Source organism: Paenibacillus glucanolyticus, from assembly GCF_037333485.1.
Classification (GTDB): domain Bacteria; phylum Bacillota; class Bacilli; order Paenibacillales; family Paenibacillaceae; genus Paenibacillus_AQ; species Paenibacillus_AQ glucanolyticus.
In genome coordinates this window covers 6470190-6495516 of the sequence record NZ_CP147845.1, presented here as the reverse complement: position 1 = coordinate 6495516, position 25327 = coordinate 6470190, and the positions used below count along the sequence as shown (strand labels likewise).

Annotated in this window: 27 protein-coding genes; 19 read left to right on the top strand and 8 right to left on the bottom strand. The window is 49.6% G+C overall.

Annotated features, from left to right (window positions below; all coding sequences use genetic code 11):
- Positions 1–273 precede the first annotated feature (273 nt).
- The 13 genes from WDY75_RS29810 (at position 274) to WDY75_RS29750 (ending at position 12585) form a co-directional block, all read left to right on the top strand.
- The gene (locus tag WDY75_RS29810) at positions 274–1380 is read left to right on the top strand and encodes a VanZ family protein (RefSeq protein WP_063478261.1); all 1107 of its coding nucleotides are present in this window, start codon (positions 274–276) and stop codon (positions 1378–1380) included.
- A 68-nt stretch (positions 1381–1448) separates the two neighbouring features.
- Positions 1449–2102, top strand: a complete 654-nt coding sequence (locus WDY75_RS29805; protein WP_197477078.1) for a hypothetical protein — start codon at positions 1449–1451, stop codon at positions 2100–2102.
- A 65-nt stretch (positions 2103–2167) separates the two neighbouring features.
- Positions 2168–2626 (top strand): hypothetical protein, encoded by a 459-nt coding sequence (locus tag WDY75_RS29800; RefSeq protein WP_063478263.1) that lies wholly within the window; start codon positions 2168–2170, stop codon positions 2624–2626.
- A 220-nt stretch (positions 2627–2846) separates the two neighbouring features.
- Entirely contained in the window at positions 2847–3308 is a 462-nt protein-coding gene (locus WDY75_RS29795) for an NUDIX domain-containing protein (RefSeq protein ID WP_063478264.1), read from the top strand.
- Positions 3309–3376: 68 nt separating this feature from the next.
- A complete protein-coding gene (locus WDY75_RS29790) occupies positions 3377–3580 on the top strand; it encodes a DUF4177 domain-containing protein (protein WP_006207549.1) in 204 nt (67 codons plus the stop codon).
- 27 nt (positions 3581–3607) lie between these two features.
- Entirely contained in the window at positions 3608–4357 is a 750-nt protein-coding gene (locus WDY75_RS29785) for a DUF3891 family protein (RefSeq protein WP_063478265.1), read from the top strand.
- Between the two features lie 106 nt (positions 4358–4463).
- On the top strand, positions 4464–4643 hold the full coding sequence (locus WDY75_RS29780) for a hypothetical protein (protein WP_006207551.1): 180 nt from the start codon (positions 4464–4466) through the stop codon (positions 4641–4643).
- Positions 4644–4706: 63 nt separating this feature from the next.
- Positions 4707–5516, top strand: a complete 810-nt coding sequence (locus tag WDY75_RS29775; protein ID WP_063478266.1) for a DUF368 domain-containing protein — start codon at positions 4707–4709, stop codon at positions 5514–5516.
- A 134-nt stretch (positions 5517–5650) separates the two neighbouring features.
- On the top strand, positions 5651–6220 hold the full coding sequence (locus WDY75_RS29770) for a TetR/AcrR family transcriptional regulator (protein WP_006207553.1): 570 nt from the start codon (positions 5651–5653) through the stop codon (positions 6218–6220).
- Between the two features lie 74 nt (positions 6221–6294).
- On the top strand, positions 6295–7737 hold the full coding sequence (locus WDY75_RS29765; RefSeq protein ID WP_063478267.1) for a DHA2 family efflux MFS transporter permease subunit: 1443 nt from the start codon (positions 6295–6297) through the stop codon (positions 7735–7737).
- 212 nt (positions 7738–7949) lie between these two features.
- A complete protein-coding gene (locus WDY75_RS29760) occupies positions 7950–11045 on the top strand; it encodes an ATP-binding protein (protein ID WP_063478268.1) in 3096 nt (1031 codons plus the stop codon).
- A gap of 18 nt (positions 11046–11063) precedes the next feature.
- A complete protein-coding gene (locus WDY75_RS29755) occupies positions 11064–11429 on the top strand; it encodes a LytR/AlgR family response regulator transcription factor (RefSeq protein ID WP_006207555.1) in 366 nt (121 codons plus the stop codon).
- 124 nt (positions 11430–11553) lie between these two features.
- Positions 11554–12585 (top strand): serine hydrolase domain-containing protein, encoded by a 1032-nt coding sequence (locus WDY75_RS29750; RefSeq protein WP_063478269.1) that lies wholly within the window; start codon positions 11554–11556, stop codon positions 12583–12585.
- 76 nt (positions 12586–12661) lie between these two features.
- Here WDY75_RS29750 and WDY75_RS29745 read toward each other — a convergent pair whose 3' ends face one another.
- The 8 genes from WDY75_RS29745 to WDY75_RS29710 form a co-directional block, all read right to left on the bottom strand.
- The gene (locus tag WDY75_RS29745) at positions 12662–13114 is read right to left on the bottom strand and encodes a hypothetical protein (RefSeq protein WP_006207558.1); all 453 of its coding nucleotides are present in this window, start codon (positions 13112–13114) and stop codon (positions 12662–12664) included.
- 62 nt (positions 13115–13176) lie between these two features.
- Entirely contained in the window at positions 13177–13866 is a 690-nt protein-coding gene (locus WDY75_RS29740) for a hypothetical protein (RefSeq protein ID WP_006207559.1), read from the bottom strand.
- Positions 13859–14737, bottom strand: coding sequence for an ABC transporter ATP-binding protein (locus WDY75_RS29735; RefSeq protein ID WP_063478270.1), 879 nt, complete (start codon positions 14735–14737; stop codon positions 13859–13861). The genes WDY75_RS29740 and WDY75_RS29735 overlap by 8 nt, the downstream gene beginning before the upstream one ends.
- 5 nt (positions 14738–14742) lie before the next feature.
- On the bottom strand, positions 14743–15111 hold the full coding sequence (locus WDY75_RS29730; RefSeq protein ID WP_006207562.1) for a GntR family transcriptional regulator: 369 nt from the start codon (positions 15109–15111) through the stop codon (positions 14743–14745).
- Positions 15112–15284: 173 nt separating this feature from the next.
- On the bottom strand, positions 15285–15896 hold the full coding sequence (locus WDY75_RS29725) for a response regulator transcription factor (protein WP_036644244.1): 612 nt from the start codon (positions 15894–15896) through the stop codon (positions 15285–15287).
- A complete protein-coding gene (locus WDY75_RS29720) occupies positions 15829–17040 on the bottom strand; it encodes a sensor histidine kinase (RefSeq protein ID WP_063478271.1) in 1212 nt (403 codons plus the stop codon). The genes WDY75_RS29725 and WDY75_RS29720 overlap by 68 nt, the downstream gene beginning before the upstream one ends.
- A gap of 16 nt (positions 17041–17056) precedes the next feature.
- Positions 17057–17803, bottom strand: coding sequence for an ABC transporter permease (locus WDY75_RS29715; RefSeq protein WP_063478272.1), 747 nt, complete (start codon positions 17801–17803; stop codon positions 17057–17059).
- A gap of 2 nt (positions 17804–17805) precedes the next feature.
- Entirely contained in the window at positions 17806–18729 is a 924-nt protein-coding gene (locus tag WDY75_RS29710) for an ABC transporter ATP-binding protein (protein ID WP_006207565.1), read from the bottom strand.
- Between the two features lie 312 nt (positions 18730–19041).
- Here WDY75_RS29710 and WDY75_RS29705 point away from each other — a divergent pair, with 312 nt between their 5' ends.
- From WDY75_RS29705 to WDY75_RS29680, 6 genes are all read left to right on the top strand, one after another.
- Positions 19042–19992, top strand: a complete 951-nt coding sequence (locus WDY75_RS29705) for an ROK family glucokinase (protein ID WP_036644252.1) — start codon at positions 19042–19044, stop codon at positions 19990–19992.
- Between the two features lie 52 nt (positions 19993–20044).
- Positions 20045–20953, top strand: a complete 909-nt coding sequence (gene rapZ / locus WDY75_RS29700; RefSeq protein ID WP_006207567.1) for an RNase adapter RapZ — start codon at positions 20045–20047, stop codon at positions 20951–20953.
- A 57-nt stretch (positions 20954–21010) separates the two neighbouring features.
- Positions 21011–21952 carry a YvcK family protein gene (gene yvcK, locus WDY75_RS29695; protein ID WP_152825128.1) on the top strand — a complete coding sequence of 314 codons (942 nt, stop codon included), beginning with the start codon at positions 21011–21013 and terminating at the stop codon, positions 21950–21952.
- 5 nt (positions 21953–21957) lie between these two features.
- Positions 21958–22887 carry a DNA-binding protein WhiA gene (whiA, locus tag WDY75_RS29690; RefSeq protein ID WP_006207569.1) on the top strand — a complete coding sequence of 310 codons (930 nt, stop codon included), beginning with the start codon at positions 21958–21960 and terminating at the stop codon, positions 22885–22887.
- 102 nt (positions 22888–22989) lie between these two features.
- Positions 22990–23259 (top strand): HPr family phosphocarrier protein, encoded by a 270-nt coding sequence (locus tag WDY75_RS29685; protein ID WP_006207570.1) that lies wholly within the window; start codon positions 22990–22992, stop codon positions 23257–23259.
- Positions 23260–23551: 292 nt separating this feature from the next.
- Positions 23552–25273, top strand: coding sequence for an ABC transporter ATP-binding protein (locus tag WDY75_RS29680; RefSeq protein WP_063479723.1), 1722 nt, complete (start codon positions 23552–23554; stop codon positions 25271–25273).
- The last annotated feature ends 54 nt before the right edge of the window (positions 25274–25327 follow it).

Below are 25327 nucleotides of genomic sequence, written 5' to 3'. Positions count from 1 at the left end.
TGTGAAAATATGAAAAACCATTTCGCTCTTATGATCGTTATAAACTCATATAAGCCATTTTAGGATAACCGGTTGAATAGCCTCTTGCTTATGGTGATCCTGCCCACACTATTGGTGTGGGTTATTTGCCATTGGAATATGGCCAAGGAATTGAGAGGCAGATGATGATGAGGTTTTTGTTTTTTTAAACGCTTTTTAACCCAGGGGACTCTGGCATTTAAACTTGGTCCTGTACATTATAAGCAGAACATCACAAAGGGAGTGAAGAGAAAAATGCTCGAAGCCTATCTGTTTCCGATATCGTATGCATTTTTAACCTTTCCCATAGCGGCTTTGCTGTGCGCAGTTCCCTTTTTGATCGTGCAGTATCGCAAGTATGGGTATTTTAATAAATTCCGGGGATTTCTGTTGTATTTGTTCTTGCTCTACATGATGAACGCGGTCTATCTGGTGTTGCTTCCTTTACCAGCCTCGCGGCACAATGCCCCGATGAATGTTGCCTCGGTCATGCAGTGGATTCCGCTGAATTTCATACAGGATATATTGAAGGAAACCAAGGTGGTGTGGCGCGAGCCGTCCACTTACATGCTGTTGTTTAAGGAAAGAGCCTTCTTGCAGGTTGTTTTTAACGTGTTTCTCGTGGTTCCGTTCGGTATGTTCTTGCGTTATTACGTGCGGAGTACCTGGATTACGTGTCTTGTGGCCTCGGTTGGCTTATCGCTGTTCTTCGAGGTTACCCAGGTGACGGGCATTTACGGTTTCTATGATTATCCTTACCGCTTGTTTGATGTGGACGATCTGCTGCTGAATACGATGGGGGGGATGGTCGGATTTCTGCTTGCCGGTTGGATGAAAAACCACCTGCCTCGCCTGGATCGTCTGGACGAGAAGGTGGATCTTTCTCAGAAGCGGGTCAGTTATACGCGCCGGACCATCGCTTTTTGCATGGACGGAGCGATCGTGCTGCCGCTTATCGGCGTGTTGACTGTGCTGAACTTGAAAGGCGCCTATTTTATAGTGGTGATTGCATATTATATCGTGCTGCCGTACATGATGCAGGGGCAGACTCTGGGTACCTGGATCGTACGGGTTCAAATCCGCGGGGCGGGTGAGCATCTGAAGCTGAAGGAAGTAATGATTCGCAACGGGCTGCTGTATGTGGTGTGGGGCGGATTTCATGTCTTGCTGATTACCGTCAATACGGCGGGCTCCCAAATCCTACTGGTCATGTATGTGATAGGGGTAGTGCTGCTTGATGGGGCTGTGTTTCTTCATGTGCTGTTATGTCTGATTTACCGCGACCGCAAGCTGCTGCATGAAGCCAAGAGTGGAACGAGGCTTGCGATTGTAGACAACCACTCCATAAATAAGGCTGGTTAATATGGGTTACCACCCAAGCTCCTGTTTGCTATAATGTGGTAAATGAATCAGGCGAGGAGGAGAAGCAGTTGAAGAGTAGAATCCTCTCCATTTCCGCAATTATTGTTGGTTTGCTGTTTATATCTAATCACCATCTGGGCTATTCATTCGGGGATGATTTGTTTCGCTGGGCAGGGATACCTCCCTGGACTCAGCAAGGCGTTTATGGTTTTCATTTACCTGTCATTGCCGGACTTATCTTGTTGATGGTCGGAATTCCGTGGGTAAGCCGAATGTATCGTCCCCGTTATCCGAAGATTATGGGCCGGGTGCTGATCGGCTGTGTTGCTTGGATCGTCCTTTTTCCATTTGTATCCGAGCAAGTTATGTACCTTGTGAAATACAATGCAAGTGGAATCTCCTCCGTATCTTACTCCAAAAAGGGCAGCAATTGCGATTATCGTACGAAGAACGAAGCTATTCTGGCGAGCTGCCAGATCCATATCTATAGCTATGGCAACGAGTCGCAGGTTGCGGTGCGTCCGTTAAATTTAGAAATAGGAGGCAAGGTGGTGGAATTTGATCGTAAGGTTGTTGCCGTTCGGCCGCGGGACAAAACAAAAGTAAGCGAGACCTTTGAGGGTTCCATGGTGCAGCCAGACTCTCCCATGAGTATGTCGGGCGGAGCAAGGGAGCCGGGCATCGAGCTTACCGTCGATGGCAGAAGCAAGCAGATAGAATAACTATCCCATTCTGAAGAGAAACATCATCCTGATGCCTGAGGTGAACCGTGGTGGGACTTCGTCACATGAATTGGTATGTGAAAATATGGCTGATATCGCTGTTATTACTGCCGGTGTGTTCTTCAACCGCGGCTGCTTCATGGGCATATTCGTTTGTCGTAAACGACGGGAAGATCTACGTCATGTCGGAAGATCGCGTGGAAGCATCCACACTTGGAGACGTGGTGGGAAAGGTCACCTACTATTCGGACAGGGAAGGGACTTATAGCGGTAATTTCTCCAATGCCTACCCTAAGGGAACCCAATACTATGCTGTTAAGGGAATCGCCACCGAAACAGCTATTGCTGTAGAGACAACGGAAGGTTATTTGTTAGCTCAGTATGAGGGTGAGTATGGCGGAGGAGCCCATACGCCTTGGCAAGTCATCAAGGATTGGATTGCTGCGGGACTGATCCTGCTGATTGTTGTTTGCGTGGCGGTTGTTGTGCGCAAGAAGATGAAGGATGGCTCATATAGGCACTAGTTTATGGATCGTATGGATAGCCATATAGCCAGGCTAAGACCCATTTCCCCAGCTGCAAAAGAAGCCGGAATTCTTGCAGAAACCTTCAAGGATGCCGGCTTTTTTCGTTTGTTTTGTGTAAAGGAAGTATATGCATAATTAGGTGTATGGGGGCGACAGTGGGGTTATTTTTGCTACAATAGAATATAGAACATGAAACGTTACGATAAGGAGACTGCCTATGAAACCGATTCGGAACTCGGCCAAGGCCGTAATTATGCGCAATGATCAAATTCTGCTGACAAAAAACGTGGACCAACTGGGGGAGTTCTACCTGTTCCCCGGCGGCGGGCAGGGGAAAGGCGAAACCTTGGTACAAGCGGTAATCAGGGAGTGTCAGGAGGAAATCGGGCGTAAAGTGGAGGTTTTGGATTTACTGCATGTCCGTGAATACATAGGATCTAATCACGAGTTTGCCGAATGGGATTCGGACGTGCATCAAGTGGAGTTTTATTTTGAATGTTGTCTGGCGGATGTCGGTGACACCTTCCAGGGCCATAATCCGGATGAATACCAAGTAGGCGTGGAATGGATCGATCTGTCCGCATTGAACGAGATTCGAATATACCCGCATTCACTGGTGAAGCCGCTCATGGATCAGGCCGAGCACTCGGCGGTTTGCTATGTTGGCGACACGAACTGATTCCGAGCTTCCGGATATACCGGCTTGAATGGCCGTCAAATTCAATGGGATGATGGAGGAAACAATCCATGGATCAATGGGAATACAAAACGCTGAAATATAAAACCGGGGGGTTCCTCGGGGGCAAGGTAAATGAGGAAGAATTCGAGGATTTACTGAATAGCTACGGCATTGATGGGTGGGAATTGATCTCATGCTTTGATACCAGCGTGCATCAGGGACAGTCCAGGGACATCATTGCCGTCATGAAGCGCAGAGCGTATCTGGGGTAAGGATCGAAACAGAAGGGAGAAGATGGGATGATCATTCGCGAGACAGAGGATGCTTTTGTCATGACCACCCAGGACGACCATGGCCGATTCTCCGGCGAGATCGCCCGGGGATTTCGCCGAGAGCTGTTTATGGATGAGTCTGTGTTGGAGGAAGTGCTGCTTGCTATAGCGGAGCATGATCGGGCCTGGCTGCTGATGGATGATATGCCGATCTGGAATGACGAGAGCCGGACTCCGTTCACTTTTATGGATTATCCGCCACTGCCGAAATTGTTGATGTACAGCAAGGGTGTTGAGGAGACCATAGCCATGAGTCCTTATGCAGGGTATCTCTGCAGCCTTCATTATGCGTCTTTTATGAAAAATACAACGGAAGCGCCTTTTGCGGATTTCTACCGTGCCGAGCAGGCTCGACAACAAGAGCTGCGGGATCAGTTTTCATTCCCTGACGAAGATACCGTGACCAGGCAGTTTGGACTGCTGCAATTGTGCGATGACCTCTCGCTCTATGTAAACATGAATCCGCCAGGGGCATCCAAGGATCAGGAGCATCCGTGGTTCAGAGAGGGCTTCAACATGTCGATCGACGGGCAAAGAGTCGTGGCGACCTGGGCCAGCGAACATGAAATCCAAATCAGCCCGTTTTTGTTTGAACGGAAATGGTCGGCGTCGATCAAGTGGAAACATGTGCTGAAGTCGAGTATTGAGGAGCAAGGGATTGCTAAGGCATTCCATGATGCATTGTGGACCGAACAGACGGTCACTTTTGTGCCTTAAGCTTAAGGAACCCATCATACTTCATAGTCTAGTCCAAAATATGATATGATCACCTCAGTGGCTAGTAGACTGGACAGATTTGATTCTGTAGGAATGTAGAGGATGAATGATGAAGAAAAAGGAATTTTTGATCGTTGCGCTGCTCAATTTTTTGGCTGCGATAGCGTTCCTGGTGGTTGTTTTTATTACAGATCGAAGCTCTTGGCAATGGGGATTTGGAGTCGTTTCATTGCTGTTTGCGATTGGCGGAGTAGGCAATTTGGTATTGCATGCTAAGAACAAATAAGACTTCCTTCGCTGGGCCATCACGTTTAGATTCACTATGTAAGGCGGGAGGATTATTGCCATTATGGAATGGAAGAACCTGTATCGGGGCGTGCTGATGGGAGTCAGTGACCTGATTCCGGGCATTAGCGGCGGTACGATTGCCGTTGTGCTGGGCATCTATGACCGTTTGTTGGAGGCTATCAGTGGATTCTTCAGCAGGGAATGGAAGAAACATCTGGGCTTTCTGATTCCGCTTGGTATCGGGATCGGTTCTGCTTTATTGGCATTAAGCCGCTTGATTGAGTATTTGCTGACAAGCTATTATGAGCCCACCCAGTTTTTCTTCACAGGGTTGATTCTGGGGGTTCTGCCTTTGATTCTGCGTAAAGCGGAGGCTCGAACCAAGTTCAAAACCGTGCATGTGGTTGTGCTGATAGTGGCAGCCGGCTTGCTGGCCTCAACGGCTTTTCTTAGAACGGATGCCACATCAGATCCGGTAACGACATTGACCTGGGCCAGCGGCATCGGCCTCTTCTTATCGGGCTGGCTGGCCAGTATGGCGATGCTGCTTCCGGGAATCAGCGGATCGTTTGTACTTCTGCTTCTGGGGGCTTACTCTACGGCGATTGCAGCCCTATCTTCACTGAATTTTGGTATTATTGCTGTAATCGGAGCAGGAGCCGTGATCGGTTTTGTGGTCAGCAGCCGACTCATTCGTTATCTGCTGGATCAGTACCCGAGCTTGACGTATTCCGTCATTACCGGTCTCATTCTGGGTTCCATTGCTGTTGTGTTTCCCGGCATTCCGTCGGGGTCTGGCATGATGGCTGCCAGTATCGGAACCATGTTGATTGGACTTATGCTGGCTGTACTGATGGGTAGAAAGGAATAGGCGAAGATTATAAAAACAGGGAGTCACGGGCTCCCTGTTTTTATGTCTTTACTTGCTGCATTACATTTTATACAATAAATGAATCGTCGCATTATCTAGACCAGTCACTATATAATGGGTAGAGGGTGTATTTCTTGAGTACTAAGAATGTTTCCAGAGAGAGCATACTTGCCGCAGCCACGCGCCTGTTCCATCTGCAGGGGTATCATGGCACGGGTTTGAATCAGATTCTTAAAGAGAGCGGAGCCCCTAAGGGATCGCTTTATTATCATTTTCCCGAGGGAAAAGAGCAGTTGGCTATAGAAGCTGTACAAGCTATGGCGATATATATCGAGAATGATATCAAGACTTATCTTCGCTATGATGTGGATGTAATGACGGCATTTCAGGAGCATATCAGACACATAGCGGAACAATTCAACAATACCGATGAGCTGGATGGTGTCCCCATCGGATTAATGGCCGCCGAGACTTCATTGATCAGCGAGCCGTTACGGAAAGCTTGTCAAGCAGCCTTCGAAGGCTGGGAGCTTTTATATGCCAAAAGGCTGATCGAGGCAGGCTATGATCCCGCATCCGCACAGAAGCTGGGCATTGTGATTAATAGCATGATTGAGGGAGCCATCACGCGATCGCTGACTAACAAAAACGGCGAACCACTGCAGCTTATAGCAGAATACATCCCTATTTTACTTAAAAAATAAATAAATAAAATATTCTATTTCAATGTCCATATTATATAGACTGGTCTAGTGCTAATTTAGAGTTTGAGAGGAGTATGGGGTTGAGTAAACAAGGTCTTGCAGCAACATCTATCGAACAAACCAAGATTAGGCCTATACCTATTGCGGTATCGCTGATGATTGGAGCTTTCATTGGGTTATTCAGTGAAACTGCATTAAATATGGCATTCACCAATATCATGACGGATTTTCACATTGATGCACACGCGGTACAATGGTTGACCACAGGGTATCTGCTCGTTCTGGGTATTCTGGTTCCAGTCTCCGCCCTATTGCTTCAATGGTTTACAACAAGGCAATTATTTAATGCCTCGCTTATCTTCTCGATCATAGGTACCATCGTTGCCGCCCTGTCCCCGAACTTTGAGCCTCTGCTCGTAGCCCGAGTGATTCAAGCCATCGGGACCGGATTGCTGTTGCCATTAATGACAAACGTGATTCTCGTTATTTTTCCGCCGCATAAACGCGGATCGGTTATGGGACTGATGGGTTTGGTGATTATGTTTGCACCAGCTGTCGGACCCACATTATCAGGGTTCATCGTTGATCGTCTCGGTTGGCAATCCATCTTCTGGATTTCTTTGCCGCTGCTTGCGCTCACTTTTGTTTTTGGTCTGGTGTACATGCAGAATGTGTCAACGATCACCAAGCCCAAAATCGATATCTTGTCCATTATTCTATCCAGCATAGGTTTTGGAGGCATCGTCTTTGGCTTCAGCAGTGCAGGTGAAGGCGCGGGGTCATGGGGAGAGCCAGGCGTGTTCATTCCTATTGCTATTGGAGCGATTGCGCTCGTTCTGTTTGCTGTCCGTCAGCTTCGCATGAAGCAGCCTATGCTGAACCTGCGGGTGTTCAAATTCCCGATGTTCTCCATCGGCGTGCTGATGGTATTTCTCTGCATGATGCTCATTCTGTCTACTTCAATTCTGCTGCCTATGTATTTAAAGGGAGGGCTGCTGTTAACTGCGTTCGCGGCTGGGCTCGTGCTGCTGCCTGGCGGCATCATCAACGGTTTGATGTCTCCTGTTACAGGCCGTTTATTTGATAAATTCGGTCCAAAATTTCTGGTCATTCCCGGATTTATTATCACAACGATTCTGTCGTATCTATTTACGAATGTCACAACGGAAACACCGCAGACCACCATTATTATCATGCACACCTGTATCTTTATCGGTGTAGCGATGATCATGATGCCGGCGCAAACCAACGGCTTGAATCAATTGCCAAGAGCCTATTACCCGGATGGATCTGCTGTGATGAACACGCTTCAGCAAATAGCAGGTGCCATCGGAACCGCAGTGGCTGTCAGTATTATGGTAGCCGGCCAGGCGAGTTACGTGCCATCGGCAGGGACTACCAATCCTATGGCAGAAGCGCTAACCTCCGGTGTGCAGAATGCCTTTATGCTTGCATTTGTAGCGTCCATCATCGGTTTAATCGCCTCATTCTTTATTAAGCGAGTGAACGTCAAATAACCCGCTATATCATATGCCCCTACGGCAGGCCGTGATCGAAGAATTCATAAATTTATGAATTCCACACGGCTTGCAGGAGGGGTTTTTTCATGTCTGCAGAGAATAGTTTAAGGTGGATTCTTAAATCTTTATGCCAAATGCCGATATATTGGGTATCTCAAGTGGTGTTTCATCCGTAGAATCCTAACATTCTATAGAGAAGTAGGTCAACAATGAATAAGAAGCGGCGTGTGATGATTGCGGGATTGGCATTGGTTATACTTCTGCCCATATGGTTTATTGTTCGGTTTATCATGACACCCGATGTAAGTCCTGAAGCCGTCCAGGGCAGACTTGATTTAACCGCGTGGGATTTCTCAGAGCAAGGCGGCGTAGAGCTCAACGGGGAATGGGAATTTTATCGAGGGCAGCTGTTAACCCCGGAAAGCTTTGAACAGCAGCATCCGGATGAGAAGATTCCTTCTCCTACAAGCATCGTATCTGTCCCCGATAAGTGGAATCAATATATAGATGAAGATGGTGAGCCTGGGGCAGCAGGAGCCGGGACGTTCAGGCTGGTCGTTCAATTAAGGGAAGCCGAGGGCATCTACGGCATTCATACCGGAAACATACGGACGGCTAACCGGATTTTTATGAATGGTCAGGAGGTTGGGGCCAGCGGTTCCCCCGGATTATCGGACGATGGGAGTGTTCCCAACAATATCCCATACGTTGGATACGCCCAAGTAGACGGCAGTGAAGTTGAGATCCTTGTGCAGGTATCGAATTTCATCTATTCCTCAGGCGGAATTTATTCTCCGCTTGTATTTGGCGACAAGCAGGCGGTTATGAAGAGCCGGGAAACCACGGCTTTTGTAGACCTGATGACATTGGCGGGATTTCTGATTCCGGCTATGTACTTTCTGTTACTGTATCGCATGCAGCGAAATGAGAAGTCGCTTCAGTACCTGGGGTTATTCTGCCTGTCTGCTATGGTTTATGTGGCGACACACGGCGAGAAGCTGCTATCTGCTGTATGGCCGGATCTTCCGTATGAGTGGTTCATTCGGATTCAGATGATTTTCTCTGCATTCGTCTATTATTTCTTGCTGCGCTATATTGCCGAGACCGTTCAAGGTCTTGTTCACCGGTGGGCACTTTATCTGAGCAACGCGGCAACACTGATTGCAGTAGGGAGCGGTCTCATTCTGCCGACGGTTGTTTTCTCGGAATTGGAACCGGTCATTTACCTATTCTCCGTATTTATCATTCTCTATATCACTACGGTGATGGGACGGGGGATCTGGCGGCGCTCGGAAGACACCGGCTTTATGCTGATAGGCATCCTGAGCATCATGGTTGTGATTACCGTTCATGTGCTCAACTTGATGGGGATATACAGCAACTTGATCATCGTGCCGCTGGAGATGCTGCTGTTTGTAGTAACACAGGCGCTGCTGCTCGCCCAGCGGTTCTCCACAACATTTACTGAGGTGGATCAGCTCTCCCGGAGATTGCTGACATTGGATGGCTTGAAGGACGAATTTATGGCGAATACATCCCATGAGCTTCGGACTCCTCTGCATGGCATTGTGAATATTGCCCAGTCGCTGCTGGATGGGGCCTCGGGTGCGTTAAGCGCTAAGCAGTCCAAGGAACTGTCCATGATAGTGTCAACCGGTAACCGTTTATCCACGCTGGTTAACGACATACTGGATTTTAGTAAGCTGAAAAATGGGGAGATTGTGCTGCATCGGCAGCCCGTTGATCTGAAAGCCGTGACACAATCCGTGCTTGAGGTGGTTACACATCTGTCGGCGGGCAAGCCGCTTAGCCTGGAGCAGCAGTGGCCGGAGAATTTGCCTTGGCTTGACACCGATGAAGATCGATTAAGACAGATTCTGTACAATCTGCTCGGCAATGCTGTGAAATTCACAGAGTCAGGGACGGTGCGAGTGACTGCAGATATAATCCATGGGCATGTAAGAATATCGGTCAGCGATACGGGGATTGGCATCTCAGAGGAGCGTCTCGTGGACATCTTCAAATCCTATGATCAAATTGGATATGCCTCCGATCGGGAATACAGCGGCACAGGCATCGGGCTGAGCATTACGAAAAAGCTGGTGGAACTGGGGGGCGGGGAGATCTGGGCAGAGTCTGAGCCGGGTGTTGGTTCGGTCTTTCACTTTACGCTACCATCTACACTAATTCCGCCCCAGACTTCATGGATTGGCACTGCGCAATCCGCGACAGCTTCTGTTGCGGTAGCAGCGGAGCATGTGAGCGATCCGAGTGGCTCCAGAACGTACCCGAAGGGTCCCACCGTACTGCTGGTTGACGACGATCCTGTGAATCTGCAGGTGCTTCGGAGTCTGCTCTTTGCGGAGAATTATAATCTGCTCACAGCAAGCAATGGAGTCCAGGCGCTGGAGCATATCCGTTCAGGGCAAGGGATTGATCTGGTGATTACGGATTGGATGATGCCGGGGATGTCCGGACTGCAATTAAGCAGAACGGTTCGGGAGCAGCACACACTCTTTGAGCTGCCCATTCTGATGCTGACCGCACGAAGTTTGCCGGAGGACGTCCGTACCGGACTGCAGGCCGGGGCGAATGATTTCTTAAGAAAGCCGGTGGATGCCGATGAGCTGCGGGCCCGAGTCCGCAATCTGCTTGAGCTTCGCCGGTCTGTACGTCAGACGATTTCGGCGGAGATGGCGTTTCTTCAAGCGCAGATCAAGCCCCATTTTATGTTCAATGCGCTGAATACCATCATTGCCGTGCTGTATACCGATCCGGATAAAGCGACACGGCTGCTCATCGAGCTTAGCCATTATTTACGCGGAAGCTTTGATTTTCAGAACAGGGATCAGCTTGGCACGCTGCAGAAGGAGACCGCCTTGGTTCAATCCTATCTATTCTTGGAGCAGGCCCGTTTCGAGGATCGCTTAACCATCGAATATGATGTTCATGCCCCATTAGACCGTTTGGTACCGCCGCTTAGCATACAGCCAATCGTAGAGAATGCGGTGCGGCATGGGGTGACGAGGCAGCTCTCCGGGGGAACGGTTCGTATTCAGATCCATGAACGGGAGGAACGGATAACGATTTCCGTTACGGATAACGGTGTGGGCATGAGTCCGGACAAGGTCAATTCCTTGCTCTCCGGGGCGCACCATACAGGGGGTGTAGGGCTCCGAAATATACACGCCCGATTGCTCACGCTATATGGTAAAGGACTTCAGATCGAAAGCCGGTTGGGATTCGGCACGTCCGTCAGCTTTGAAGTGCCTTTGTCGACCAAGCTCGACAACAGATTGGAATAAGGAGGAGTATTTGACGATATGAAAGCAATTGTGATTGATGATGAGAATCCGGCATTGGTGCACATGCAGCGGCTCATCGAACGCGATGGGCGCCTAGAGGTTGCAGGAACCTTTACCCAGGCCCAGGATGCCATAGATCAATGGCAATTGTGTATGGCGGATGTTGTATTTCTCGACATTGAAATGCCTGGACTCTGTGGACTTGAGGCAGGTGAAAGGCTTGCACAGCTTGACCCTGATGTCCATATCGTCTATGTGACGGCCTATGGTCATTATGCTCTGGAAGTATTCAAACAGAATGCACAGAATTATTTATTAAAGCCGGTAGATCCGGAACGGTTCAGCGATACGGTCACGAATCTGCTGTCGTGCAAGCATAAATGATTTCCTCTGGATTCGCAGCGTATTCGGGGAGGCGATGGGAACATTCCGTTATAATTATCTTCTTCCGGGATGCTCATGAACGAGTATGTTAAAATATCCCTATCATGATAAAGGATGGGGTTAGGTGGATAATCATAAAATTGAAGAGTTTGCGGCAAGCATTCGTTTTTCAGGAGCCGTGCTCTTAAACGATAAAGACGGCAACATCGTATGGGAAGCGGCATTCGGTTATTCCAACCGGGCTGACCGCCTGCCTAATCAGGTGGGCACAAGATTTGGCATAGCCTCAGGCTGCAAGCTGTTTACCGCTATTGCCATTTGTCAGCTAATAGAAGAGGGCAAGCTGTCCCTGGACAGCAAGCTGAGCGAATGCTTGGATATTCCGCTGCCAGATTTCAGCGAGGAGATTACGGTTCATCATTTGCTGAGTCATAGCTCGGGTATTCCGGATTATTATGACGAAGAGGTCATGGATGACTTTGAGGATCTGTGGAAGGCCGTACCGATGTATACTTTTCGGAACGGAACGGATTTTCTTCCATTGTTCCAGAATGAGGGCATGAAATTTCAGCCGGGCGAGAGATTTCATTATAACAATGCAGGGTTTGTGGTGCTCGGCCTGATCGTTGAGCAGCATGCGGGCATGCCATTCCAGGATTATATCGAGCAACGTATTTTACAGCCGTGCGAGATGCTGGATTCGGGGTATTTCTCGCTGGACCGCCTGCCTGCGAATACAGCTATAGGGTATATCGATGAGAAGGACGGTACGTGGAGAACGAATCAGTATGCTATTCCGGTTCAAGGCTATGCCGATGGAGGGGCATATGTGACAGCTCCGGACATGATGAAGTTATGGAGTTCGCTGCTGGCAAACAAACTGCTCACTCCATCCATGACAAGGCAGCTGCTCATTCCGCATCAATATGATCCGGGCAGTGGCTTGCATTACGGGCTTGGCGTGTGGATCACCAAGAAGGATGAGGACCTGTTCAAATACCATGTGATGGGATACGACCCAGGTGTGAATTTTCGGTCTGCCTATTATCCAGGCACAGGTCATACCCTGGTGGTCACGTCCAATGGCAGTGGCGGAGCCTTTGAAATGATGAGGTTGATTGAGGAAGAACTCTCGAAGGGATCCAGCAGTACATAAAAACAGCCCCGCGCTTTGAATAGGCCAGGGGCTGTTATGCGGTTGAGTCCTTTGATGAACCTGCGGCTGGATTGATTTACAACCCGGCTTTAAAGTACCGGTTCGCCGCCGGTTTGAACATAAAGACGAGGGCGGAAATAACAGCGATGATATGAAGGACTCGGCTGGATGCAAACAGTATAGAAATATTGTCTGCATGAGCGAAGGCCTCCCACAATGAATTTCCTGACATAAGCCATTGGATGGGGTCAATGGTTAAGGAGAGGAGGCCAATCCCGCCTAATAGCAGGGCCAATGCGATGCGCGCCCAATTTTTTCCTCGAAGCATTCTGAACATGATGTAGACAAGGGCAGCGAATAACATGGATCGTGTGGCTATATGAATGAGAATACCGCCGATTTCAGATCCTGCATGGGTGGAAATATAGTCGATGACCGCTACCGTCATCTCGAATATGCCTGCACCGATGGCAATCATCCATAACAGAAAGGACTGGAATACCTCATGGGGAACAGCATCCTTCTTCATGTGAATTATCATTCCTCTCCAGAGTGACTGATCTAATATACGCGCTGTTATGTGAATTGGGACTACGAGATAGTACGTCTAGCCGTAAACCACCAGCCACCTGCAAGGAGAACAAGTGATATGAGCAGCGTGAGTCCGAATCCCTGCAGAAGTGAATCGTTAAACAGAAGGGCCTGCAAGCCATCGGCCAGTGTATGCCGGAGGGAAGGGATGGATGTAAAGATCGGTATTGCTGCTATGAACACCACCCAAACTACCCAGCCCAAAACGTGACGGAGGCCGGAGAACAGCAGATTCAGCAATGAAATAAGAAGCAGATAGGCGCCAAATTGATAGACAAACATGCCAACGATACCGAATTGGCTCCACCCGAATATCTCGAGGATGTTAAAGGTGTTTTCGTAGTTTCGTATAAAGCCGATTTCGATTTGAAGCCAGATGATATTAAGCATGGCAAAGATGGCAGACCATAGGGCGTAAACAAGGAGCATGCCAGCATAATATTCTTTTCGTGTAGCTCCTAAATTCATCACCCGTCTGAATAAGCCTGCTGGCAGCACACTGCCTATGAATAACAGGAACACGGTGAGAAGATTGGCCGCCGACACTTGCGTATTCTCACCATTATCTCCAAGAGACAGGCTTACGATAACATTTGCAAGAATACTAATGGCAATAGTGCCAAGAATCGACCAGAGATAAGGTCGAAGCTGCAGAAATGAAGCTCTCATGAGCACAGTGGACTTATTCAATGATCTGACCTCCTTCTATTAAATAGGAGAAAAACTTTTGCAGCGGCAAGCCGTCAATGACAATCCCGAGTTTGTTGGCTTGCATGCGATCAGCCTCATGGATAGTCCCGTATATAGCCGTTATGGAGCCCTTGCCATAAGATTCTTTATAGATCACATGCCGCTTCTTCGTAAATTGCTCCATTTGCTCCTGATTCCCTGTCAACAGATGGGAGTTAGCGCGGATGTGATCGACATCGTCATGCAGTAAAATGGAGCCGGAATCCATAATGTAGACCCTCTCAACGACAGTAGCAATCTCATCGATCAGATGGGTCGAGAGGAGGATGGTCCGGGGATGATTGGCATAATCCTCAACCAGAACGCGATAAAATTTTTCTCGCATAAGCACATCCAGTCCAAGCACCGGTTCATCAAATACCGTAATGGGTGCGCGGCTGGCAAGGCCGATAATATTTCCAACCAGGGATTCCATGCCCCGTGAGAGCTGACGGATTTTTTGGTCAGGGTTCAGCTTGAATGTCTTCAGCAGGCTCTGGGCATAGTCCCAGTTCCAATTCTCATGAAAGGCTGATGCAAGTCGCAATACTTCAATAACCTTTGCTCCGCCGAAGAATAAATTTTTCTCTCTTACATAACAGATGCCCCTCGGGGTTTCTCCCCGTTTCAGCGTTGCGCCCGAGATCTGGATGCTGCCATAGTCGGGAAAGGCTCCGCCGGTCATCATGTTGAGCAGCGTGGTCTTTCCGGCACCGTTCGGGCCAAGGAGACCGTAGATGGTATTCTCCTCTAAATGCAGTTCCAAATTTCGGACTGCCTCCGTACTCCCGTAACGCTTGCCCAGGTTGGAGCATGTAAGTAATGCGCCCATTTTGCTCATCTCCTATTCCTCTGTTTGATCATTTCAATAACATCCTCGGTGGTCAGCTCAAGCTTTTCCGCTTCGTCCAGCAGTTTCAATACAAGCTCGTTGTAGAATCGATCCTGCCGTTTCGTTAATATGATGGATTTGGCATCCGCTGCAACAAACATGCCCAGCCCCCTTTTCTTATACAAAATTCCTTCATTGACAAGCAGGGCAATGCCTTTTACAGCTGTGGCGGGATTGACCTGAAAAGTACTCGCGAACTGCGACATCGAGATAATCTGATCATCTGTTTGGTAAGTCCCGTTTAATATGTCATCTTCAATCATGTCTGCAATTTGCTGAAAAATCGGCTGCCCTTCGTCAAACATCGAATTCATGATATCACCCTGTCGGTATGTTAGTCTTGTAACATACTATAATACCAGATGGAAGGATGTGTCAACTAAAAAAAGAAAAAACAGACCATAATGGGCCTGTTTGTACTGTGAATCTCAAAAAACCCCCGTCTTATAAAGACGAGGGTACAAACTTTATCAAAGCAGCCAAGACGCTATATCCAGCCCTTCTCTTCCGCCATCGTGATGGCCTCGATCCGGTTCTTGGCATTCAGCTTGCTTAATATTTCGGACATGTAGTTGCGGACGGTCCCGTAGGACAAGTGCAGCTTCGAGGCGATATCATTAGAGCTGTTTCCGTCTGCAGCCAGCCGCAGCACCTCCCGTTCGCGTTCGGTTAACGGATTGGCACCTGCGCTTGATAACGTCCCGAAGACCAGCTCAGGGGAAACCTCCCGCCGCCCCTCCATCACCCGGCGGATGGCTTCTGCCAGTCGCTCACTGGGTTCATCCTTCAGCAAATATCCCTGAACCCCCGCCTGTACGGCCCGCTCAAAATAACCGGGTCTTGCAAACGTGGTCAGAATGATCACCCGGCTTGAATAACCGCGCTGCTTCACTTCCTCCGCCACTTCAAGGCCGCTGCGCACGGGCATTTCGATATCCAGCAGACATACATCGGGTTTGTGCACTGCAATCAGAGATAGTGCTTCAGCACCGTCGCCCGCTTGGCCAATCACTTCAATATCGTCTTCGAAGTCAAGCAAAGAAGCCAGAGCGCCGCGAAGCATTCGCTGATCCTCGGCTATCAGTACTTTGATGCTCATGGGATGTGTCCTCCTTCCGGTTCTTGATGACAATGGGAACGCGTATGTTTAATATCGTGCCTTGTTGTTCGGAGCTCGCTTCGACGGTACCCCCAATGAGGGCCAGCCTCTCGGCCATGCCCTTCAGGCCATTGCTGTTCGAAGCGGGGCTGCCCTGTTCCTTGTCTGCAAGACCGATCCCGTTGTCAGCCACCATAATACGCCATTCATTGTTCAGCGATTCGATAACGATCCGGCACTGGCTTGCCTGACTGTGCTTGACCACATTGGTTACCGCCTCCCGCAAGCAGAGGCTAAGGATATTGTGAGCGAGGTCGGATATTCCCTCCAGCTTCGGATTGCCCGTGCAGATCAGCTGGATATCTGCGCTCTCCAGTATGATCCGGGCCTCCTGTAGTTCCTCGGGCAGGGTAGCGGTTCGCATATCGGATACCAGCTCACGGACTTGACGCAGCGCGGCACGCGAGGTGTTCTGAATCTCCCTGGCTTCGAGCTGGGCCTTCCCGGGATCCTTTACGACGAGTTTCTCCACAAGCTGACTTTTCAATGTGATAAGTGACAGCGTATGCCCTAGCGTATCGTGGAGATCTCTCGCGATGCGCATTCGCTCCTCGCCCTTAATCAGGTTGCGAATCTGCTCGTTTGCTTGCGCGAGCTCCTGCTCCAGCCTCTGCCGCCTGCTCAGGGAACGGAATCCTGTCGGAGATATGAGCATGATCAGGAAGAACGGCAGCATGATCATAAAATCCATCGGGGCCATGGTTCGGACATGAAGGGCAAGCGGAATCGCCTCGACGATGAAGAACAGAATCATGGCCTGCGTGAATTTACGATGATCGGCATACCAGCCGATGAAATTAGCCGTGAAGAAGCCCATATACATATAGGTTGGATGATACCAGACAGACAGGATGAAGATAATGGACATCTGGAGGACGAGCCAGTACATGAATTGCTTTTTGCCCTCCAGAAAATAAAGCTGGCGGTACGTGACAAGAAACAACGCCAGCAGCGGAAATCCTATCCATTGCCTTAAGGCATCCGCCTGGAACATGTTAAAGAACGGCATTAGCATATAGATGAGCCACATATATGGAAAGAATCCCATATGACGCGGAAATATTTCAAACCGGAAGCGTTTCATCCCATCACCTTATCCTTCAGTCGGCTTGTTGTTTTTTACGGATATAGGTGGATATTACCATAAATACAGCCAAATAAGCTGCTAAAATAACGAAATTATCCAGCCCTGGCGCTTCTCCGCGCACGATTGACCAGGCACCGCCGCCAAAATGGTAGGACGGCATCCATTTGCCAATGGCTTGCATGATGGAAGGCATTGCATCGATTGGGAACCACATCCCGCCCGTAATAGCAAGCCCCAAGTAGATGCCGTTGCTGACGCCGCTTGCCGTGTCCACGCGTTTCATGGAGCCAATCAAGGTGCCGATAGCTAGGAATGGAACGGACGCGATCAGAATCCAGAGACCGCTGAGCACCCACTGCCAGAAGGAGAGGGACACCCCGTTCATCAGGTAACCGGCAACAAAAATTACGACGATGCAAAGCAGATGCATGACGGTTTGCACAAACATTTTACCGAAGAAATATACACTGCCGGGAAGCGGCGTCACCCGCATGTAGATGGCCCAGCCCTGAACTCTCTCCTGAACGAGGCGAATGCCGAGTGACATGATAGCGGTGCCCATGACACTGAAGGATGCCATGGACATGAGATAATGCGCCTGCCATTGTCCGGCGTCGTCCGCTCCCGTATTGACCACCCGGGTGAAGATGAAATAGAACAGTATGGGCATCGCAAGCGACCAGAAAATATAATACGGATTACGTACCATGCGCAGCAGCTCCATTCGGCACTGCAAGATAATCAGTTTCCAGGTTGTCATGTTTATACGGCCTCCTCTTGACTCGTCGTTAATTGGTCGAAGGCTTCGTCCAGGCTTCCCTGATCGATGCGCATATCGCGCACGGCAAGCCCCGTGCGGAACAGAGCCGCAAGCGCTGTGTCCGTATCGTCGGTGACGGCGTGCAGCCTGCCGTCTTGCTCATATACATCCGTTACACCCGGCACCTCATGAAGCAGTTCCTTGACCTGCCGGTGATCCGCATCCACGATAAAGGATACCGAGCGGCGGGTCAGCTTGGATTTGATGGCTGCCGGCGTACCGTCTGCAACTACCTGACCTTGATGGAACAGCAGAATCCGGTCAGCCATATCGTCTGCCTCTTGCAGATAATGGGTGGTGAACAGAATGGTCTTGCCCTGGCTCGCGAGCTTGCGCACCGTCTGCCAGAATAACCGGCGTGCCGATGTATCCAGCCCGACGGTAGGCTCATCGAAGAATAGCAGCTCGGGATTGCCAGCAATGGCCAGCGCAAAGCTGAGCTTGCGCTTCTGGCCGCCGGACATTTTGACGGCCCATTTGTTAAGCTCCTCGGATGTGAGCCCGCTAAGTAAGGCGATGTCTTGCAGCGACAGCGGATTGGGATAATAGCCGCGAATGAGATTAATGATCTCACGCGTGCGGAGTCCATCCATGACGCTGACCTCCTGGAGCATGGCGCCGAGCCGCTCGCGAACCTTGAGGTCCTTCGGGCTTCGGCCGAACAGGAGAACTTCACCTTCGCTCGCGTCTTTCAGTCCGAGCATCATGGAAATAGCGGTAGATTTCCCTGCTCCGTTGGGCCCGAGAATCGCGGTGACGGATCCTTTTTCTATAGCAAATGACACTTGGTTGACGGCTTTTTTGCTTCCGAACATCTTGGTAACCTTCCGCAGTTCTGCAACTGGCTCACCGATGAATTCTGGCATGGTATCGCACCCTCTCGTATCGAAATGATCTGAATTCATCATACGAAAGAGAAGAAACACCCGTTAGTACAGGATGTCATCACTTCGAAGTGACTTTTGTCATGTTGGTTTCGACCTAAGGTGAGAGGAAGTAGGATTATGAACAAATGAGGGCGATTTGGAGGAGGGTTGTATCCGCTTACATATGCGTGGATAAAGGCTTACTTCCCTTTTTCCATCCCTTGGTCTTCTCTTGACCGGAGCAGTGCCTTCAATTATAGTGGGTACAGTAGGAGCAATCTATAATATAGAAGGAAAAAGGTGGCTTGAAACATGTCTGAGAACATCTACGTCGGTGTCGATCTAGGCGGTACAGCGATTAAAGTTGGAATATGCAATGAAGAAGGGCATCTTCTGCAGAAGTATGAGGGACCGACGGAAACAGCCAAAGGCGTTGACACGGTTATTGACAACATTGAGAAATATGTGCGTCACATCGTAGAGGAATCGCCATACAGCTGGGATCAACTTGCTGGTGTTGGAGCTGGATTCGCCGGCTTTACGAATATACGTGAAGGCATTATCATTCTGGCACCGAATGTAGGATTTAAAGATGTACCGATTCGCGCACTGCTTGAAGAGCGTCTCGGCAAGCCTGTCAAAATAGATAACGACGCCAACGTGGCTGCACTGGGCGAAGCCTGGAGCGGTGCAGGTCGCGGCGTTGAGAACTGCGTATGCTACACGCTTGGAACCGGCGTGGGCGGCGGCATAATTGTAAACGGCAAGATTTATCAAGGCTTCGGCGGCATGGCTGGCGAGCTTGGTCACATCTCGGTGGTGCCGGATTTGGAAGCGATTCAATGCGGATGCGGCGAAATGGGCTGTCTGGAGACGGTTTCTTCGGCAACGGGTATCATCCGTATGGCGAAGGATGCTGTCGAGCGCGGTGACCGCACTTCCCTTGCGCATGTTGAGAACATTGCAGCGAAGGAAGTGTTTGATGCTGCAAAAGCGGGCGATGAAGTTGCCATTCGCATCGTAAACCGCGCAGCATACTACCTGGGCAAATCGATGGCTGCTGTTGCCGCCGTATTGAACCCGGAAGCCTTTATTATTGGCGGCGGCGTATCCAATGCCGGCGACATTCTGTTCAATGAGGTTCGCACGGTATTCGCGAAGCTGACACCGGAACCGCTGCAGCGCGGTGTACGCATCGTTCCCGCTGAACTTGGCAACGATGCCGGTGTTGTTGGAGCTGCCGGTCTGCATTTACGTTCGTAGTATTCATTCACCATACATCGTCTGATTTAAACTCATAAGGGAGGGAAAGCTGATGCTGGAAGCAGCCAACCGCGGCAGCAACACATCATCCATGGCCACCCTGATCATCATCACGGGGATGTCGGGAGCAGGTAAGACCTTGGCCGTACAAAGTCTGGAGGATCTTGGATTCTTTTGCGTTGATAACCTGCCCCCGGTGCTCATTCCTAAATTCGCGGAGCTGATCGATCAATCGAAGGGTAAGATCGGCAAGGTTGCATTGGTCATCGACCTGCGTGGCCGCGAGTTTTTTACCGCTTTATCGGAGTCTCTGAACTACATTAAGGATCATTTCACCATTCATTGTGAAATTCTGTTCCTGGATGCCACGGATTCCGTGCTCGTTCAGCGCTACAAGGAGAGTCGCCGTCGCCATCCGCTCGCTCCGGAAGGCATGCCGCTTGACGGTATCCGGTTGGAGCGCAAAATGCTGGATGAGCTGAAGAACTCAGCTACCCAGGTGATTGATACCAGCAACATGAAGCCTGTCCGCTTGAAGGAGAAGATTATTTCACGCTTTACGCATCTGGAGAGCAGCACGCTATCGGTTAATATCACATCCTTTGGATTCAAATATGGCATTCCGATCGATGCCGATCTGGTGTTTGATGTTCGTTTTCTGCCCAATCCCCATTATGTTGAGCAATTGCGGCCAAACACAGGTCAAAACAGTGATGTGTATGAATATGTAATGAAGTGGCCGGAGACGCAAGCTTTTCTGACCAAACTGCTGGATATGCTGCATTTCTTGATCCCTCAGTATCGGAAGGAAGGCAAGAGTCAGGTTATTATCGGCATCGGCTGTACCGGTGGGAAGCACCGTTCCGTGGCAATTGCTGAATACCTTGGCAAAATGCTCGGGGTCAGCGAAACGGAGACGGTATCGGTGAGCCACCGCGATTCTGATCGGGATCGGCATTAATTAAGGGAAGTGATAAATGTGGCTGTGCAAGCTAGAAAGCGCCCCCGCATTGTTGTGATGGGTGGAGGAACCGGGCTGTCCGTCATGCTTCGGGGACTCAAGGAGAAGCCGCTCGATATTACGGCCATCGTAACAGTCGCTGATGATGGAGGAAGCTCCGGCATACTGCGCAGCGAGTTACAGATGCCGCCTCCGGGAGATATCCGTAACGTACTTACAGCACTCGCTGACGTGGAGCCGCTGTTGTCAGATATATTGAAATACCGTTTCAAAACAGGCTCGGGACTGGCCGGGCACAGCCTCGGCAATCTAATCCTGGCTGCCATGACGGATTTGCACGGAGATTTTGTCACGGCAGTCAAGGAGATGAGCCGGGTTTTTGTTGTTCGTGGACAGGTGCTCCCCGCAGCGGGTGAAGCCGTGATTCTGCATGCGGAGATGGAGGATGGCACCATTGTGACGGGTGAATCCAAAATCCCGGAGGCCGGGGGTCGCATTAAGCGGATATCCCTGGAGCCTGAGCATGTCGAGCCGCTGCCGGAGGCATTGGAGGCGATTCAACAGGCCGACGCCATTCTGATCGGCCCGGGAAGTCTGTATACCAGTATTTTGCCCAATTTGCTTGTTCCCAAGCTTGCAGAAGCCATTGTATCGTCCGAAGCCATCAAAATGTTTGTGTGCAATGTGATGACGCAGCCGGGAGAGACGGATAATTATACGGTGAGCGACCACTTGCAGGCCGTTTATGACCATATTGGTCTTCATCTGTTCGATTATGTTATTGTAAATGATGGGGAAATCCCGCCTCAGGTTCAGGATAAGTATGCCCAGAAGGGTGCAAAGCCCGTGGTACTGGATCGTGACGAGGTGACCAGCCGAGGATATAAACTCATTGCAGATAAGCTTGTGCTATTTAGAACATACTTAAGGCATGATGCTGACAAGCTGAGCAACCATATTTTTCAGCTGGTGCAGGATTGGACTACACGAAAGGGGTGAGTACCTTGTCCTTTGCGGCACAGACGAAGAAAGAACTGACGATGGTCGAAAGCCAGAACTGCTGTGAAAATGCCGAGCTGTCCGCGCTCATTCGGATGAACGGTTCTGTTCAGCTTTCGAACAAAAAGGTAATCCTGGATATTTCAACGGAAAATGCCGCGATTGCAAGACGTATTTATTCCTTAATTAAGAAGCATTTCCAGGCGCATACTGAACTTTTGGTGCGTAAAAAAATGCGTTTGAAGAAGAATAACGTATATATCGTTCGTATTCCCGCCCAGGTTCAGGAGATCCTCAAAGAACTGCGCATTGTATCCGAAGGCTTTCTGTTTCAGTCCCGCATTGATGAGCAGATCGTTCATAAAAACTGTTGTAAGCGGGCATATCTTCGTGGTGCCTTTATGGCAGGCGGGTCCGTGAACAATCCGGAGGGATCTTCGTACCATCTGGAAATTGCCTCGATGTATGAAGAGCATTGTCAGTCCCTGGTGGATCTGGCGAATGAGTTTCATCTGAATGCACGCTGCATCGAACGGAAGAAAGGCTTTATCTTCTACATTAAGGAAGGCGAGAAAATCATCGAATTTCTGAATTTGATCGGTGCCCATCAGGCGCTGTTCAAGTTTGAGGATGTCCGGATTATGCGGGATATGCGCAACTCGGTCAACCGAATTGTCAACTGCGAGACCGCCAACCTGAACAAAACGATTGGTGCTGCCGTTCGTCAGATTGAGAACATCAAGCTTCTTCAAAGGGAATTGGGCCTTGAAAACTTGCCTGATAAACTGCGGGAAGTGGCCGAAATCAGGCTGGCTCACCCGGATATGAATCTGAAGGAAGTCGGAGAGCTTCTCAAAGGAACCGTCAGCAAATCAGGGGTAAATCACCGTCTGCGCAAAATCGATGAAATGGCCGAAAAGATTCGGAATGCATAAGATTTTTTTCTTCTAGTGTCCTGTATGGTAAAATGGTATAATATTATAAAATGTCAATCGCGCTTTCAATGCAGCAGATTTATTAGATAGGGGGTAATTTTCATGACAAAGCACCCGGTAGTCGTTCGGTTAAAGACGGGTCTTCACGCCAGACCGGCCGCGCTGTTCGTTCAGGAAGCGAATAAATACTCATCCGAAATTTTTGTTGAAAAAGATGATAAAAAAGTAAATGCCAAAAGTATCATGGGAATTATGAGCCTTGCGATCAGCTCAGGTACCGAAGTTTATATTAGTGCTGAGGGAGCTGACGCTGAGCAAGCGGTTACGTCTCTCGTGAACTTGGTGAGCAAAGAGGAACTCGAGAATCAATAATTGCATCCGTGATTCAAGTATAAGAAAAGTCTTGTCAATGCAAGGCTTTTTTTACTATCTAGTTCATGTTGAGTCTCGTGGGATTCATAGTACATAAGAATAGATTAAGAGAAGGGGCGGGGGAATCCGCCTTTTTTTGTTGTCTAGATCAAAGAAAGCTGTCCGTTTAACTTCAGTTTAACTTGTTGTTTTATTCTTGCCTTATAGACAATATAAAGGGATATGGGGAAGGGAAGAGAACATGATGAGTGTGACGGACAATGCTTCGACTCAGACAATACCGCAGAAAGAGATGACCGGGAGCAGGAAAGCAGGTTCCCAGGCGTTTTTTCGACTATTAAAAGAAACCAAACCACCCATGCTGCTGCTGATTGGGGCTATCCTTCTTAATGTGGTCTCGACGCTGGTCGGACTTGTCATTCCGATGTTTACCAAGAGCTTGGTGGACGGCTTCTCCTTAACGGATATGAACAGCACGCATATCATCGGCCTTGGGGTCGCGTTTATCGTGCAGACGATTGCAGCCGGGGTTTCGATTTTCCTGCTAAGTTATACGGGACAGAAGATGGTGGCTTCCCTTAGGGAAAGGCTGTGGAAGAAGCTGCTTGTGCTGCCGACCCGGTACTTTGATCATAATCGTTCGGGGGAATCGGTCAGTCGAATGACGAATGATACAGGTGTGATCAAAAGTCTCATATCGGATCACGTGGCGGGATTCTTCAGCGGGATCATCTCGATAGTCGGTTCGATAGGCGTGTTGTTATATCTTAACTGGAAAATGACACTGACGATGTTTATCGTCATACCGATCGCTGCGCTGATTCTGGTGCCGCTTGGGAAGAAGATGTATAAAATCTCGCTTGGCATGCAAGACGAGACGGCTGCGTTTACGGCGAATATTAGCCAGGTTTTGTCGGAGATTCGCTTGGTTAAAGCCTCTAACGCGGAGGATAAAGAGTTTGAGAACGGAAATAAAGGCATTACCAACCTGCTCAACTTCGGTATTAAGGAAGGCGTTGTGTCGGCCTGGATCGCACCGCTGATGTCCTTTGTGCTGATGATGCTGCTGGTGGTTGTTATTGGATATGGCGGGCTTCAGGTGTCAACAGGAGCACTCACGGCGGGCGAGCTGGTTGCATTCATTCTGTATCTGATCCAGATTGTGATGCCCATGACGCAGTTAACGACGTTTTTTACCCAGTTTCAGAAGGCCAAGGGAGCAACAGAGCGATTATTGGAAACACTGGATGCAGAGGAAGAACTCATCTCAGCCGGTGCTGAGGTCGTGAACGCGAATCAGCGGGTGTCCATCGAGAATCTCTCGTTTGGTTACAAACCGGAGGAGCCGGTATTGCGCGATGTCAGCTTTCAGATGGAGCCGGGTACGGTCACGGCCGTGGTCGGTCCGAGCGGCGGGGGCAAAACGACACTGTTCTCCATGCTGGAGCGTTTCTACCTTCCGCAGAAGGGTCAGATCCGTTTAGGCAAGGCATCCATTGATACCTTCTCCTTACGTTCCTGGCGCGGGTTGATCGGGTATGTTTCACAGGAAAGCCCGATGATCGCCGGAAGCATTCGCGAAAACCTATGTTATGGGATGGACCGGGAAGTGAGCATGACCGAGATTAGAAGAGCAGCCGAGATGGCGTATGCGGACGGATTCATTGATGAGCTGCCAAACGGCTTTGATACGGATGTGGGCGAACGGGGCGTGAAGCTCTCCGGCGGGCAGCGGCAGCGGATTGCGATTGCCAGAGCACTGCTGCGAAATCCCAAGATTCTGATGCTGGATGAAGCGACCTCCAGTCTGGATAGCCGATCGGAGATTGAAGTGCAGAAGGCACTCAAGAACCTCATGGCTGGACGGACCACGATTATTATTGCGCACCGGTTATCCACGGTGGTGGGAGCCGACCAGATCATTTTCATTGAGAAGGGAACGGTAACCGGACGGGGAACGCATGACGAATTGATCGAGCAGCATGCGATGTATAGAGAATTCGCGGTGCAGTAGCTGCAGATGAATGAAACGATGGAGAATTGATGGAAGCTTGAACATGCTGGGGAA

Bases quoted from the DNA above. Each gene is read 5' to 3' on its own strand.
- WDY75_RS29810 (WP_063478261.1), top strand. From the start codon at position 274: ATGCTCGAAGCCTATCTGTTTCCGATATCGTATGCATTTTTAACCTTT.
- WDY75_RS29800 (WP_063478263.1), top strand. From the start codon at position 2,168: ATGAATTGGTATGTGAAAATATGGCTGATATCGCTGTTATTACTGCCG.
- WDY75_RS29795 (WP_063478264.1), top strand. From the start codon at position 2,847: ATGAAACCGATTCGGAACTCGGCCAAGGCCGTAATTATGCGCAATGAT.
- WDY75_RS29790 (WP_006207549.1), top strand. From the start codon at position 3,377: ATGGATCAATGGGAATACAAAACGCTGAAATATAAAACCGGGGGGTTC.
- WDY75_RS29785 (WP_063478265.1), top strand. From the start codon at position 3,608: ATGATCATTCGCGAGACAGAGGATGCTTTTGTCATGACCACCCAGGAC.
- WDY75_RS29780 (WP_006207551.1), top strand. From the start codon at position 4,464: ATGATGAAGAAAAAGGAATTTTTGATCGTTGCGCTGCTCAATTTTTTG.
- WDY75_RS29775 (WP_063478266.1), top strand. From the start codon at position 4,707: ATGGAATGGAAGAACCTGTATCGGGGCGTGCTGATGGGAGTCAGTGAC.
- WDY75_RS29765 (WP_063478267.1), top strand. From the start codon at position 6,295: ATGGGGTTGAGTAAACAAGGTCTTGCAGCAACATCTATCGAACAAACC.
- WDY75_RS29760 (WP_063478268.1), top strand. From the start codon at position 7,950: ATGAATAAGAAGCGGCGTGTGATGATTGCGGGATTGGCATTGGTTATA.
- WDY75_RS29755 (WP_006207555.1), top strand. From the start codon at position 11,064: ATGAAAGCAATTGTGATTGATGATGAGAATCCGGCATTGGTGCACATG.
- WDY75_RS29745 (WP_006207558.1), bottom strand. From the start codon at position 13,114: ATGAAGAAGGATGCTGTTCCCCATGAGGTATTCCAGTCCTTTCTGTTA.
- WDY75_RS29735 (WP_063478270.1), bottom strand. From the start codon at position 14,737: ATGGGCGCATTACTTACATGCTCCAACCTGGGCAAGCGTTACGGGAGT.
- WDY75_RS29730 (WP_006207562.1), bottom strand. From the start codon at position 15,111: ATGAATTCGATGTTTGACGAAGGGCAGCCGATTTTTCAGCAAATTGCA.
- WDY75_RS29725 (WP_036644244.1), bottom strand. From the start codon at position 15,896: ATGAGCATCAAAGTACTGATAGCCGAGGATCAGCGAATGCTTCGCGGC.
- WDY75_RS29720 (WP_063478271.1), bottom strand. From the start codon at position 17,040: ATGAAACGCTTCCGGTTTGAAATATTTCCGCGTCATATGGGATTCTTT.
- WDY75_RS29715 (WP_063478272.1), bottom strand. From the start codon at position 17,803: ATGACAACCTGGAAACTGATTATCTTGCAGTGCCGAATGGAGCTGCTG.
- WDY75_RS29710 (WP_006207565.1), bottom strand. From the start codon at position 18,729: ATGCCAGAATTCATCGGTGAGCCAGTTGCAGAACTGCGGAAGGTTACC.
- WDY75_RS29705 (WP_036644252.1), top strand. From the start codon at position 19,042: ATGTCTGAGAACATCTACGTCGGTGTCGATCTAGGCGGTACAGCGATT.
- rapZ (WP_006207567.1), top strand. From the start codon at position 20,045: ATGCTGGAAGCAGCCAACCGCGGCAGCAACACATCATCCATGGCCACC.
- yvcK (WP_152825128.1), top strand. From the start codon at position 21,011: ATGGGTGGAGGAACCGGGCTGTCCGTCATGCTTCGGGGACTCAAGGAG.
- WDY75_RS29685 (WP_006207570.1), top strand. From the start codon at position 22,990: ATGACAAAGCACCCGGTAGTCGTTCGGTTAAAGACGGGTCTTCACGCC.
- WDY75_RS29680 (WP_063479723.1), top strand. From the start codon at position 23,552: ATGACCGGGAGCAGGAAAGCAGGTTCCCAGGCGTTTTTTCGACTATTA.